General features: G+C 42.7%; 18 protein-coding genes. 7 read left to right on the top strand and 11 right to left on the bottom strand.

From position 1 onward, the window contains the following. Positions 1-8: 8 nt before the first annotated feature. The 7 genes from B5444_RS05665 to B5444_RS05635 are packed head-to-tail and all read left to right on the top strand — an operon-like array spanning position 9 to position 5,261. A complete protein-coding gene (locus B5444_RS05665) occupies positions 9-899 on the top strand; it encodes a bile acid:sodium symporter family protein (protein ID WP_231967101.1) in 891 nt (296 codons plus the stop codon). A gap of 10 nt (positions 900-909) precedes the next feature. Further along, the gene (locus B5444_RS05660) at positions 910-1,569 is read left to right on the top strand and encodes a YidH family protein (RefSeq protein WP_079654254.1); all 660 of its coding nucleotides are present in this window, start codon (positions 910-912) and stop codon (positions 1,567-1,569) included. Positions 1,570-1,574: 5 nt separating this feature from the next. Next, on the top strand, positions 1,575-2,666 hold the full coding sequence (locus tag B5444_RS05655) for a glycosyltransferase (RefSeq protein ID WP_079654253.1): 1,092 nt from the start codon (positions 1,575-1,577) through the stop codon (positions 2,664-2,666). Next, positions 2,666-3,703: a polysaccharide deacetylase family protein gene (locus B5444_RS05650; RefSeq protein ID WP_079654252.1), complete on the top strand. Its 1,038-nt coding sequence runs from the start codon at positions 2,666-2,668 to the stop codon at positions 3,701-3,703. The genes B5444_RS05655 and B5444_RS05650 overlap by 1 nt, the downstream gene beginning before the upstream one ends. Next, positions 3,696-4,025 (top strand): thioredoxin family protein, encoded by a 330-nt coding sequence (locus tag B5444_RS05645; protein WP_079654251.1) that lies wholly within the window; start codon positions 3,696-3,698, stop codon positions 4,023-4,025. The genes B5444_RS05650 and B5444_RS05645 overlap by 8 nt, the downstream gene beginning before the upstream one ends. Continuing rightward, positions 4,022-4,531, top strand: coding sequence for an HIT family protein (locus tag B5444_RS05640; RefSeq protein WP_079654250.1), 510 nt, complete (start codon positions 4,022-4,024; stop codon positions 4,529-4,531). Before B5444_RS05645 ends, B5444_RS05640 begins: the two co-directional genes overlap by 4 nt. Next, entirely contained in the window at positions 4,515-5,261 is a 747-nt protein-coding gene (locus tag B5444_RS05635; RefSeq protein WP_079654249.1) for an ABC transporter ATP-binding protein, read from the top strand. Before B5444_RS05640 ends, B5444_RS05635 begins: the two co-directional genes overlap by 17 nt. On the opposite strand, the gene B5444_RS05630 is transcribed toward B5444_RS05635, so the two are convergent. Genes B5444_RS05630 through B5444_RS05580 form a run of 11 tightly spaced genes read right to left on the bottom strand, consistent with a single transcriptional unit; the run spans position 5,251 to position 12,464 of the window. Beyond that, the gene (locus tag B5444_RS05630; RefSeq protein ID WP_079654248.1) at positions 5,251-5,499 is read right to left on the bottom strand and encodes a flagellar biosynthesis anti-sigma factor FlgM; all 249 of its coding nucleotides are present in this window, start codon (positions 5,497-5,499) and stop codon (positions 5,251-5,253) included. The two genes, B5444_RS05635 and B5444_RS05630, sit on opposite strands and share 11 nt — an antisense overlap. Before the next feature lie 4 nt (positions 5,500-5,503). Continuing rightward, complete coding sequence (locus B5444_RS05625) at positions 5,504-6,268, bottom strand: SAM hydrolase/SAM-dependent halogenase family protein (RefSeq protein ID WP_079654247.1); 765 nt, start codon at positions 6,266-6,268, stop codon at positions 5,504-5,506. Then, a complete protein-coding gene (locus tag B5444_RS05620; RefSeq protein ID WP_079654246.1) occupies positions 6,265-7,422 on the bottom strand; it encodes an SPOR domain-containing protein in 1,158 nt (385 codons plus the stop codon). The genes B5444_RS05625 and B5444_RS05620 overlap by 4 nt, the downstream gene beginning before the upstream one ends. Further along, complete coding sequence (locus B5444_RS05615; RefSeq protein WP_079654245.1) at positions 7,419-8,021, bottom strand: SPOR domain-containing protein; 603 nt, start codon at positions 8,019-8,021, stop codon at positions 7,419-7,421. The genes B5444_RS05620 and B5444_RS05615 overlap by 4 nt, the downstream gene beginning before the upstream one ends. Before the next feature lie 10 nt (positions 8,022-8,031). After that, on the bottom strand, positions 8,032-9,681 hold the full coding sequence (gene argS, locus B5444_RS05610; RefSeq protein WP_079654244.1) for an arginine--tRNA ligase: 1,650 nt from the start codon (positions 9,679-9,681) through the stop codon (positions 8,032-8,034). A gap of 12 nt (positions 9,682-9,693) precedes the next feature. After that, on the bottom strand, positions 9,694-10,434 hold the full coding sequence (locus B5444_RS05605; protein ID WP_079654243.1) for a ZIP family metal transporter: 741 nt from the start codon (positions 10,432-10,434) through the stop codon (positions 9,694-9,696). Next, positions 10,418-10,963 carry an orotate phosphoribosyltransferase gene (pyrE, locus tag B5444_RS05600; RefSeq protein ID WP_079654242.1) on the bottom strand — a complete coding sequence of 182 codons (546 nt, stop codon included), beginning with the start codon at positions 10,961-10,963 and terminating at the stop codon, positions 10,418-10,420. Before pyrE ends, B5444_RS05605 begins: the two co-directional genes overlap by 17 nt. Then, the gene (gene leuD / locus B5444_RS05595; RefSeq protein ID WP_079654241.1) at positions 10,963-11,460 is read right to left on the bottom strand and encodes a 3-isopropylmalate dehydratase small subunit; all 498 of its coding nucleotides are present in this window, start codon (positions 11,458-11,460) and stop codon (positions 10,963-10,965) included. The genes pyrE and leuD overlap by 1 nt, the downstream gene beginning before the upstream one ends. A 7-nt stretch (positions 11,461-11,467) precedes the next feature. Continuing rightward, positions 11,468-11,791, bottom strand: a complete 324-nt coding sequence (locus tag B5444_RS05590) for a DUF190 domain-containing protein (protein WP_079654240.1) — start codon at positions 11,789-11,791, stop codon at positions 11,468-11,470. Beyond that, positions 11,788-12,165 (bottom strand): fluoride efflux transporter CrcB, encoded by a 378-nt coding sequence (gene crcB / locus B5444_RS05585; RefSeq protein WP_079654239.1) that lies wholly within the window; start codon positions 12,163-12,165, stop codon positions 11,788-11,790. The genes B5444_RS05590 and crcB overlap by 4 nt, the downstream gene beginning before the upstream one ends. Next, complete coding sequence (locus tag B5444_RS05580) at positions 12,159-12,464, bottom strand: DUF190 domain-containing protein (protein WP_079654238.1); 306 nt, start codon at positions 12,462-12,464, stop codon at positions 12,159-12,161. Before B5444_RS05580 ends, crcB begins: the two co-directional genes overlap by 7 nt. Positions 12,465-12,674 lie beyond the last annotated feature (210 nt).

Raw genomic sequence — 12,674 nt, 5'->3', positions numbered from 1 at the left:
TTTCTAGTATGTTGCAAGCTTTCCTCATGCTGAGCATCCTCCTTAGTTTATCTTCCTTAGGCTACCTTTATCCTACACTCTTCTTGAGTTTTAAAGAGCACGTCCCCTACCTGCTTACCCTGGTTATGCTCAGCATGGGAATGACTCTAAGCAAGAAAGACTTTATCAACACACTGAAAAAGCCCTTGAGCGTAACTTACGGCGCTATACTTCACTACACCATAATGCCCATCTTGGGGTTCCTTATACCAAAGCTGTTTGATTTTGGTAAAGATCTTTCTGTAGGCATGGTGTTGGTGGGTTCTGCGCCCAGCGGTACAGCATCAACACTCATCACATACCTATCGAAGGGAGACCTTGCCTACTCGGTTTCTGTTACCACTTTTTCCACGTTGCTTTCTCCCTTGCTTACACCCTTCTGGGCTTGGCTTCTTGCAGGAAGGTATGTATCCGTACCCTTTTTACCTATGGTAACAACTACGTTAAAGCTGATAGTCCTGCCCATAATAGCAGGTATGTTTTTAAAAAGGTTTATAAAAGTCCAAAAAGTTGAAAGGTTCTTACCCTACCTTACAACTCTTTGCATAGCGTTGATAATAGCAGTGGTTTTATCTCTGAACAGGGATGCTTTGCAAAAGTCAAGCAGCCTTCTGATCTTGGGTGTTAGCCTACATATAGTTTTGGGCTTTGTGCTTGGTTATGCCTTTGGAAGATTAACAGGTTTAGACGTTAAACTTTCCAAAACCCTCAGTATAGAGGTGGGCATGCAAAACTCGGCTCTTTCTACAGTGCTTGCCCTTAACTTCTTCGGTCAGGAAGCTTCTTTGCCTTCGGCTATCTTTAGTCTCCTGCAGAATCTCTACGGTCTTTTCCTTTCCTTTCTTCTAAGAAGGTTATAATAGTATACTTATGTTATTACGTAAGGACCTTCCTGCTGCAAAGGATGCGCGCATATACAAGTCCATAGAAAGAACCTTCCTGGGCTATTCTAAACTCTCCTTAGGTATGCTCTCCTTTGCGGTATTCCTTGGGAAGCTCAACATCATAGCTGAGTATACTGGTAAGATTCATGTGTCTGTAGTCTTGGAGTATTTAGCCATAGGGCTTTCTCTCTTGGGTGTTTTCATGGTAAGCTTTGGACTTTTTACATTCAGCAGGGATATAAAATATCTAGAAGGAGGTATAGAGGTGTCTCCTAAGGAGGTTACAGATCCACGGATATACATGGCTGCTGAGAGAACTTTTCTTGCTTGGGTTAGAACAGCTATATCTCTTATAGTCTTTGGCTTTGTTATAGAAAAGTTTGAGTTCTTTATAGTGCAGCTGGAAAATGTCTTTCATATGCATGTGGGTAAAGATGGAAGCCATCACACCCTTATCAGTATAGGAGTGTTCGTGATAATCATAGGCATTGCTACACTGCTTTTGGGTGCCTTTAACTTTTACAAGACTATAAAGGATGTGGATATAGGCTATTACAGAACCCGCGTATGGCTCTACAAACTCTACGGTGCTATCATATTCTTTACATGTCTTGTACTGTTTGTGTACGTCCTTAGGCTCTTCTAAGCTTCATGCGTGTACTTTCTGTAGTTGACGGGTACGGGTGGGGTGGCACTAAACAGCAGGTCTTCTTATTAGCTAGAGAGCTCTCAAAGAGTGGAATAAAGGTAGACCTAGCTCTGGCCTTTGAAAACCTTGAGATGGTGCAAAAACTACGGCCTTATAGTGTGGGCTTTCGTTTCTTTGAAAGAAGGAAGGGAGCTTACAGATTAAACCCTTTAAACTATTACAGGCTATGGAAGATCATACAGGAAGGAAGCTATGACTTTGTTATAGCCAACTCCCCCCATGCCCTAGACTACGTTAGCTTGGTCTACAGGTTCTTGAAGGAAAGACCCAAGCTCATAGTAGTAAAGAGAAGCTCGCGAAAGCCAAACCCTTTTTCTATAAGGTTTAAATACATGCTTGCCTCAAGGGTGGTATGTGTATCTCGGGAAGTAGCTAAGGTTATGGAGGAGGCAGGCATACCTCCAGAAAGGATAAGGGTGATAAACAGCGCTATAGACCTAGAGATCTTTAAGCCTATGGAAGGCTTGAGAGAGATAAAAAGGAAGGAGTTAGGCCTGGGAATGGACAGGAAGGTTTTTATAAACGTGGCCAACTGGAACCCTCCAGTAAAGGCTCAAGACATGCTCATAAAGGTGTTTTCTAGACTAGAATGTAAGGACTGCGTGCTGCTGCTTGTGGGCTATGACACGGACGTTCACGCTAAGAAGATAGCCAAAGAGTACGGCGTGGAGGACAGGGTTGTAGGTCTTGGCTTTAGACAGGATGTGAATGAACTTCTTAACGCTTCGGATTTTTTTCTACTGTCTTCTTACTTTGAAGGTTTTCCTAATGCCCTCCTGCAAGCTATGGCTGTAGGCCTTGTATGTATATCCACGGCGGTGTCTGGTGCTGTGGAGATCATAGAGGATGGACATAACGGCTTTTTGGTTCCCGTTGGTGACTGGGAAACTTACCTGCAGAAAATGAAGCTCGTACTTGAACTCAAGAGAGAAGAAAGAGAAGACATTGGCTTTAGGGCTATGCAGAGTGTACAGCTTTACTCTCCTTCGAACATGGCTAGAAAGTACATGGAGCTTTTTGAGGAACTCTGCTAATGCTGGCAGTCCTTCTTTATCACAAGGTGGTAAAGTGGCCTTCTTTTGACGTTTGGTGGAAGACTTTTGACTTGGAGATGTCCATCCTAAAAAAACTTTTCCGCGTTGTAGATCTTGATCAGATACTCGAGTACTTACATTTACAAAGACTGCCAGATAATCCTACCGTTGCCATAACCTTTGATGACGGTTATGCGGATAATTGGATCTATGCCTATCCTATACTAAAAAAGCACAGACTAAAGGCTACACTCTTTATCACCACATCACGCATACAGAAGTCTGACAAAAGGAGACCTACACTCCTTGATTACTGGGAGGGTAAAGTAGGCCTTAAAGAACTTTACACACCCAAGACTATGCATGAAGCCAATCTTGAGTTTTTAAAGGAAAGGATAAGCGAAGACTTTCTTACCGTGGGAGAGATAAGATCCATGAGAGACGTGTTTAACTTTGGATGGCACTCGGTTCATCACACAAAAGATTTTTACGAGGAGAAAATTCTTGGTTTTTACGAAGGAAAGGGACATTGGTCTTTACTTCATGCTTATGGTGAAGAACCACGCACAGGCTACCCCCTGTTTCCGCTGAAGGGTTCACTATCTGTGAGGGTAGGCAAGCTCAGAAAAGAAGTTAAGGAGTTCATAAAGTCCTTGGGAAAGAACTTTTTCCAAAGAAAAGAATGGAAAAGAGAACTTTCTAGCTTACTAAAAAAGAACTTTTCCAGCATGCTTGAATTTGAAGATCCTGTAGAACGGTATGAGAGAATCACTCGGGAGATCCTTCTGGCTAAGGAGGAGCTTGAAGGGTTGACGGATCAAAAGGTTTATCATGGGGCATATCCCTTCGGTGATTACGATGATCTTCTTAAGAGCAGGCTTTCTGAGTACCTATCTTCTGCCTTCACTACAGAGAAGAGGAGCATACTCTTAGGGGACGATCCTTACCTTCTTCCACGCATCACAGTCCCCAAGGATCTGTGGTCTTTTATGTACATAGTGGTAAAATTGTTCAGACGGAGGATAAAGCATGTTTGAAGGGTTTGTAGAGATAACAGACAGAGACTTTTACGATAAAGCTATAGCGGGTGAAAAGCCTGCTGTGGTACTCCTTACGCATCCTGACAATGAAAAGAATCAGGCCTTTTACCAAGTGCTTGAAAGGTTTGTAAAGCTTTACGGAGATAAGATAAACTTCTTCTACCTTGACGTTACTAAGAACACGAGCGCAGAGGACTTGGGAGTCTTCTCCTTCCCAACAGTACTTTACTTTAGGGACACCATGGAGTTGGATAGACACGATTACCTACCCTCCGAAGAAGAGGTGGAAAGGGCCATAAAAAGGATACTCAGGCTATGAAGAGACTTTGGGCTCCTTGGCGGAGCAAGTATGTAGAAAGCATAGGTGAATCCTCTGAATGCTTCCTCTGTGAGGCTGTGAAACAACCAGAGGAAAGGTTAAGGGACTACCTGGTGCTTTACAAGGGTAAGAGGGCCTTTGTCATATTCAACAAGTATCCTTATAATCCTGGGCACCTGATGGTAGCACCCATAGATCATACAGGAGACTATACACTCCTTGATGAGGATACAGCTTTGGAGATGCACAAGCTTGTAAGGGTTTGTCTCCTCGCCCTAAGGCGTGCGCTAAACCCTCATGGCTTTAATCTGGGTTTTAACTTAGGAAGGTCTGCAGGTGCTGGTCTTGAAACCCACATACACCTTCACATAGTACCAAGGTGGAACGGGGACACCAACTTCATGTCCACACTTGCAGAAACCAGGGTGATATCTCAAGATCTTTGGGAGATGTACGACCGCATAAGGCCCATCTTTTTTGACATTTTACATGCTGCTGAAGGTTGAAAATCTTAGTCTGTACTACGGCCCTAAAAGAGTATTGAAGGATGTAAGTTTTAGCTTGGAAGAAGGAGAGATACTCTGTATAGTCGGCGAGTCTGGTTCTGGGAAATCCTCCATACTCTACTCCATAGCTAGACTTCTGCCAAAGGGAGCCAGGGTAGAGGGTAGCATAAGGTTTAAAGGTATGAATCTTTTAAATCTTTCTGAAAGGGAGCTTAGAAGGATTAGAGGAAAGGAAATATCCTTCGTGTTTCAAGAGCCTTCTCTGTACCTTGACCCTCTCTTTAAAATAGGTTCTCAGATAGAGGAGGCTTACAGGGCTCACATGGGTAAGAATGGCGCCAGACAGAAGGCTTACGAAGTGCTTAGAAAGGTAGGTATACAGGATGTGGATAGGGTATACAACTCTTATCCACACCAACTCTCTGGAGGTCTAAAACAGAGGGTTTGCATAGCTATAGCTTCGGTGTGCGAGCCAAGCCTCATACTTGCAGACGAACCCACCACAGCCTTGGATGTTACACTTCAAAGCTCCATCCTTTCCCTTTTCAGAAGAACAAAAGAGGAAGGTAGGAGCGTGCTTCTTGTGACGCACGATTTTGGAGTCGTGGCCGAGATAGCAGATAGGGTACTGGTCCTCAAAGAAGGACAGGTGGTAGAGGAGGGAGACGTATACTCCATCTTTGAAAATCCAAAACACGAGTACACTAAGAGACTTCTCCTTAGTCTATAGAAAGATAGTTCTTGATACCTTCCACTATCTTGTGCACGTTGACCTCATAAGAGCCCTTACTTATCTCTTGCTTTATCCTTTCTGCCTTTTTGAGTATCTCATCGTAATCTTGGCGACTGACCTGTCTTGCCTCCTGTGATATCTCTATCTTTACATCCTTATCTTCCTTCTTTGGAGTCTTCTTTTCCAGGTTTAAGAAGTACCCTGCTATCCTTTGTAGGTCTATTCTCTCTATCATACTTTTATATTATCGTACTTTTTGGGAAAAACTTAACCGCTTGTCCTTTCTCAAGAGAGAGCTCTACTTTTGCGTTCCCCATGGGAACGAAGATCTCCATAAAGCCAAAGCTGCCACACACACAACCAGGATTTTTATCCTTCTGGTAGAGAAAATAGGGAACAACTGGTAGTATCCGATCACCAAGCACACAGTGAGAGTAATCACCGCATGGGACGTTAGTCACGGCATTACCAAAGGCGTCAAAGTACACTATCTTACCTTCTACATAGTCATGTTCCCTTTTAGGATCTTCCCAGGAAAGCAGGAACTGATATACCACAGGTGAACCAACTTCCTCTGGTGGAGTTCCTAAGGACAGATGTGCACATATGGGTGCAAAAACATCCCTCCCGTGGAAGGTTTCGTTCCTCCTTGGCAAGGTAAACCTCTCTATCCTGTAGGTTTTAAAGACTCTAAGGTCCTTTAGCACCAGGTCAAAGATGCCGTTCATTGGACCTACAAACTTGTATCTTCCGGCGTCAACAACCACCGGCAGTCTATTAGAACCCACTCCAGGGTCTACCACAGCTAAGAATATGCTACCTTCGGGGAAGTAAGAGTAATGAGCTTTAAGTATTAAAGCTCCCTCCAAAACGTTGAAGGGTTCTACCTCGTGTGAAAGGTCTACTACCGTAACCTTTGGGTTTATAGAGTATATAACACCTTTCATACATCCTACAAAACCATCCTTGGTACCAAAGTCTGTAAGAAGCACGATCAGACTCATTTGTCTGTAAGGATTATAAAAGCTTGTATATTCAGATCTTCTAAGTTTTTCTTTTCTTTCTCAGCTTGTTGCCTTGTGTCAAAACTACCGTAAAGTAATTTATACAGACCTCCATCTTCTATTATCCGAAGTGGACTTAAACTTAAACTTTTCTCAAGCTTTTCTTTGTAATTCTCTACAGAAGACCTGTTATTTGATGCAAAGAGTTGTATAGAATAATACTTTTTCCTTTCTAGAGAAATTTCTCTAAAGATATCCGATTTTGATTCTTCCTTTTCCTTTTGTTTTAACTCTCCTCCTTTATCTACTTTTTCTGTATTATATTCCACCAGTTTATCCTTTTTAGATTCTATTGTTCTATCTATTGTTCTGGCTTTCAACTTTTCTTCCTGTTCCTTTACCAAAACCTTCGTAAGCAGGTCGTAAGCTAAGCTTTTCATGTCTTGATTTATATCCTTACTTTCTAAAACCTTTCCTATGTAATCTTTAGCCTTTTTAAAGTCACCTTTTTCATAATAGATCTGCGCCAGCATAAGCTGCATCCTGTGAGGATCTATATTGTTGCCTAAAAGAAACAAGTATATACTTTCTGCTTTATCATACTCTCCATGATTTTTGTAAACCTCGGCAAGTTCCAGCTGCGCCGGTAAGAATATGGGATTGTAATTAGCTGACTTCTGCAGGTTTTTTATGTACTCATCTTCTTTGTTCATAGCTTGATAGACTTTGGCCAGGTAATAGAAGGCCTCATGTCTTTTTTCAAAAGTTTCATCCTGAGCGGCGTTCTCTAAAAAGTTTATAGCTTTTAAATATTCTCCCTTTCTTAGGTAGAGTATGCCCAGGTTCATACGCGCCAACGTATAAGAGCCGTCTATACCGAGGGCTCTCAAGAAGGCATTTTCTGCCTTTTCGTACTCCTTTACTTCCATGTAAGCCAGACCTAAAGCATTCCATAGTTTAGGTTCTTTTGGATTTTCCTGCACGGCCTTGTAGTAGTTGGCTATTGCAGAGGAATAATCTTTGGCAACGAAGGAAGCGTTACCCATATCGTAGTAATACTGCCAGAGGTTTTTCTTTTCTTCATCCTGCTTTTGCAGATCTGCACAAGAGAACAAGGTTAAAGATATGAGCAAAAGAGAAAATCTTCTGATCATTTCAGTATAGCACTTCCAAAGGTCTTCTTAATTTTTTGAAGATCCTCATTTATGTTAGAACTGGCCACCTTAATCCTAACTTTATAGAAATTGTCCTCTTCTACCATGAATGCACGATAGCCTAATCCTTCAGCTTTTTTCAAGAGTTTTTGCGCATTCTCTTTGTTAACAAAAGCTCCTATCTGCACTGTGTAAAGCTTCTTAGGCAGTTTCTGCGCTTTCACTGCACGTGATGTGGATACTTTTTCTTCCTTTTGTTGGGGTTTTTGTTCTGCAGCTACTTTTTCTTTTTTTGTTTCTTCAGGCTTCTCTTCTATTTTCCCTTGCTGTGTTTTTTGTTCTGTTGTTGTCTTTTCTTCCTTTACAACAGGTTTTTGTTCTGTAGGTTTCTGTTCTGTCTTTTGGGGTTCCTGGGTTTGTGGTTGCTTTTGTCCCGTTTGAGATACTACGGTGGCTTGTGGAGGCTTAACAGGCGTCACTACAGGCGGTGGAACTGCAGCCTCCTCCTTACTCTTTAACCATGAGTTAAACCCAAGGTAGAAGGATACAAGCGATATAAGAAGACCACCTAATAAAATTAACCTTTTTTTCTTTTCCATATTACCCTCCTTACATACTTTCTGGAGCGTTTACCCCTATTAATTTTAAGCCATACCTTAGCATCACCTGAAGACCTTTTAAGAGTGCTAGCCTTGCTTTTGTGAGCTCCTGGTCCTCCAGAATTATTCTATAGTGATTGTAGTAGTTGTGAAAATCTTTTGAAATCTCTATGAGGTTGTACACTATCAGGTGAGGGAGAAGTTTCTGACATGCGTCTAGAATTTCATCCTTGAAGAGAAGAGTCTTCTTCATAAGGGCTATTTCCTTCTGCTCTGTTAACTTCTGCAAGTAGGTGCTAAAGTCCATGGTGTCTACATCCCATCCGTACCTGTTTTTAGCTTCCCTGAAGACCCCCCTTATACGAGCGTGAGCGTACTGCACGTAGAAGACAGGGTTTTCCGAGGTGTTACTCTTTAGAATATCAACATCCACGTCGAGAGGTGTGTCGCTTCTCTTGGTTAGAAACACAAAGCGTACAGCATCAGATCCTACCTCATCAAGAAGCTCTTTCAAAGTTACGAAGGTTCCCGCTCGCTTGGACATCCTGACTTCTTTACCTTCTTTGAAGAGCCTTACCATCTGCACGAACTCTACGGAAAGCCAATCGTCAGGTATGCCAAGTGCTTTGAGGGCTGCTTTCAACCTCGGTAGATATCCGTGATGGTCTGCTCCCCATACGTTTATGGCTTTATGATAGCCCTTTTGAAACTTAAGGTAGTGGTAGGCTATATCGCTGGCGAAGTACGTATAATAGCCGTCGGACTTTCTAACTACCCTGTCCTTATCGTCTCCGAACTGGGAGGAGGCAAACCAAAGAGCTCCATCCTTTTCGTACACAAGTCCTCTTTCCTTTAACTGCTCTATGAGCTTCTCTACCAGCCCTTCCTCGTACAGGCTTCTTTCGCTCTGCCAGTTGTCAAAATGTACACCCATGTAGTCTAAGGTGTTTTTTATCTCCTCCAGAAGTAGTTCAACTCCAAAGTCCTTTGCTATATCTATGGCCTTACTCTGATCCATGTTTAGAAGTTTGTCTCCATGAACTTCTTTCAACTTTTGCGCCAGCTCTACTACATACTCACCCTTGTAGCCTTCCTCTTCAAAAAGCTTCATAAGCCTTTGATCTTCCACACCAAAGATTTGGTAGTATCTGTAAAGAATGGAAACACCGAGCAGGTATACTTGATAACCGGCATCGTTTATGTAATACTCCTTTTCTACCTGATAACCACACTCAGAGAGTAGCCTGCTTATGACATCACCCACTACTGCACCCCTTCCGTGTCCCAGGTGAAGAGGACCGGTAGGGTTGGCGCTTACAAACTCTACCAGCACCCTTTTACCCTTCCCTAGGTCTTGCTTGTAGTAATTCTCTCCCAGTTGTAAAAGTTTCCTAAACTCTTCCCTTATGAGCTCCTCTTTGAAGGTAAAGTTTATGAACCCTCTTAGGGCACTGGCCTGTATGCCACCGTAGGATAGCTCTTTTGCTAGCTCTCCTGCCAACTCCATGGGGTTTCTGCCCAACCCTTTGGCAAGCAAAAAGGCCACGTTTGTAGCGTAGTCACCTAAGTTTTCATCTTTTGGTCTTTCTAAGGATATCTTGTTTGTGTACCCGTATTTTCTCAGAACTTCTTCTAGCTTTTCCAGGAGCAGCTCTTTCATAGACTATGAATTTTAAGAGAAAAGAGTATCCAGGTAGAGCATAACGAGTAGTCCAGCAAGAAGAGCCACAGTTATCCTAAAATGTTTTTCTCCAGAGTATACCTCGGGAAAGACTTCTTTAGCCACCACGTAGAGCATGGCACCCCCACCTAAGGCAAGACCCAGAGGTAACAGGGAAACAGCTTCTGTAAAGATTAGATAGCCGAGCACACAGAAAAGCCCCTCTAAAACACCACTTATCACCCCAAGAAGCAAAGCAAAGTAAGAGCTTCTGTGGATTGCCATAAGTGGGAGACTTACCACTAAGCCTTCTGGTATATCCTGGATAGCTATAGCCAATGCTGTGGACAAGCCCTTCTGAAGGTCGTAAGCAGAAGATACACCCACGCTAAAACCTTCTGGCATGTTGTGGATGATAACTCCTAGCATGATAAGAGTAACACGCTTATGGAGGACCTCAAAGGTACCTTCTTTACCTATAAAAACATGCTCGTGTGCCAAAAGCCTTTCCAAAAGGCCCATCAGAGAAAAGCCCAAGATTATCCCAAAGGCTGTCTGAGTAAAGGATCCTATCCTTAGCGATGGAAGTATAAGGCTTGTGAAGGAAGCAACAAGCATGACCCCTCCAGCGAAGGAAAGACCTTCGTGCAAGCTAAGGAGTCTAAACCGCTGTACTAGGGCGAGCAAGCTGCCAACAGATGTTCCTAACACAAGGAGAAAAGCTGAGGAGAATACATCAGCTGAGAAGTTCATCAATACTAAAGAGGGAGTAAAGCTCAAGCCCTTGTTCTCTTATAGCCTCCCTTCCGCCTTCCTTTCTGTCCACTATGCAAAATACCCCGATCACCTCAAAACCTGCATTCCTACAGGCTTTTACGGCCTTTAGAGAAGAACTTGCAGTAGTTACCACATCTTCAACCACCGCTACTCTGCTGCCTTCTTGTAATACACCTTCAATCTGTCTCTTCATGCCATGTTCCTTTGCCTCTTTTCTTACCACAAAGGGTTTTATGGGATTACCATCCATGTAAGATATGAAGGCAACGCTATATGCTATGGGATCGGCACCGAGGGTAAGACCACCTACTCCATCTGGAGAGAAGGGCTTTATAAGATCGTACATGAGCTTACCTACTAGGTATATACCTTCTGGGTCAAAGGTTATACGCTTTAAGTCTACGTAATACCTGCTTAGCTTACCAGAGGAAAGCTTGAAAATTGGCTCGTCGGCAACGTTTAGGGACCTTTCCTTTATCAGAGCTTTTAACCTTTCCCTTTCCATCAGGATGAGAGCTTCTTCTTTGCGTACTCCATAAGACCACCAGCTTTTAGTATCTCCATAAGCTCTTTCGGAAAACTTGTGGCCTTGTATTCCTTGCCAGTAGTCAGATTCCTCACAACACCCTTTTCCAGGTCCACCTCTATTTCATCTCCGTGGTTTATCTCATCAACAGCTTCGGGTGCTTCAACTATTGGTAAACCTATGTTTATTGCATTCCTAAAAAATATACGAGCAAAGGACTTGGCTACAACTACAGGGACGCCTGCGTACTTTATAGCTATGGGTGCGTGCTCCCTTGAAGATCCAGAACCAAAGTTCCTTCCTGCTACGATTATGTCACCTTCCTTGTGCTCCTTAGCAAAGTTAGGATGCTCAGAGTCTTCCATCACATGTTGAGCGAGCTCGTAAGGATCTGAGGTATTCAAATACCTAGCGGGTATTATCTGGTCTGTGTCTACGTTGTCGGAAAACTTCCAAACTCTTCCTCTTATGACCATGGCCCTATTAATTATACTGCAGTACCATAACCCTCTGAATAGTTATAAGACCTGAGTTTAAAACCCTTTTTATCTCAGGTAGAATCTCCATTATTCTCTCTTCACAGTCAACTATCTCCACCACTATGGGTAGATCTGAAGAGATCTTAAAGGGCTTTGCTTCGTGCAAGAGTGAGGATTTGCCATACCCTAGTACTCCCCTAAAGACGGTAACACCGGCTATACCTTTTTTTCTACAAAGCTCAACTATATACTTGTAAAGGTGTTTGCCCTCGTACTTGTCATCCTCTCCAAAGAATATTCTTAGAAGTACAGCTTCCTTACAATTCATAGCATCCTACCCAAGTTATAACCCAAGAAGGTTAAAAAGATTCCACCAAAGTTGGTAGTGCAAAAGTAGATCAAAAATCTCAAATAGTTTCCTTCCATGAGTAGCTGCAAGCTTTCGTAGGAAAAGCTTGAAAAAGTTGTAAAACCACCTAGTATACCAGTTATGGCAAATACTCTGATATGTGGTGCTACCAGCATTCCTTCCACCATGTAAGAATAAAGGAAACCTATCACGAAAGATCCAAGAAGGTTCACAAAAAGCGTACCTATAGGAAAGTCAATACCAAAATTCTCTTGAATAGCACGGGACATCAAGTATCTGAGTATAGAACCTAGAGCACCACCTATAGCCACCCACAGAACAGGCTTTAACATAGGCTCACCTTCTCCAGAGTTATAAGTCTTCCCTTAAGGAGATTCTTTAACTCTTCAAGAACACTCAAAGCTTTATCTTCATCCTCTACAAATTCCATGATGACAGGCAGGTCGTAAGAAAGGGTCTCAACGCCTTCGTAATGAAACTTACCCTCCTGACCGTATCCAAGGATACCCTTCAGCAAAGTCATTCCACTTATCCCTTTATCCATTAAGTTCTTTAAAAGCCTGCGGATCAAATACTCTTCCTCTTCTGTAAAGTACACACGAACAAGAAGGTAACCCCTAGGATTTTTCATAAGTATGATTATAGCTAAACGTTTTTCATAAAAACTTCATATTCTTAGCTATAGATGTAATATAATACAAACCTAAGGAGGTAGGACATGAAGAAGTGGATAGGTCTTATGGCCATTTCAGCTTTGGTTATCGCCGGATGCCAGCAAAAGCCTGCTGAGCAGCAACCTGCTCAAGAACAACAGCAACAACCTGCTCAACAGCAACAGCCT

This window comes from Thermocrinis minervae, assembly GCF_900142435.1.
Classification (GTDB): domain Bacteria; phylum Aquificota; class Aquificia; order Aquificales; family Aquificaceae; genus Thermocrinis_A; species Thermocrinis_A minervae.
The sequence above is the reverse complement of the archived record's forward strand: the minus strand, read 5'-3'. Positions and strand labels throughout refer to the sequence as shown.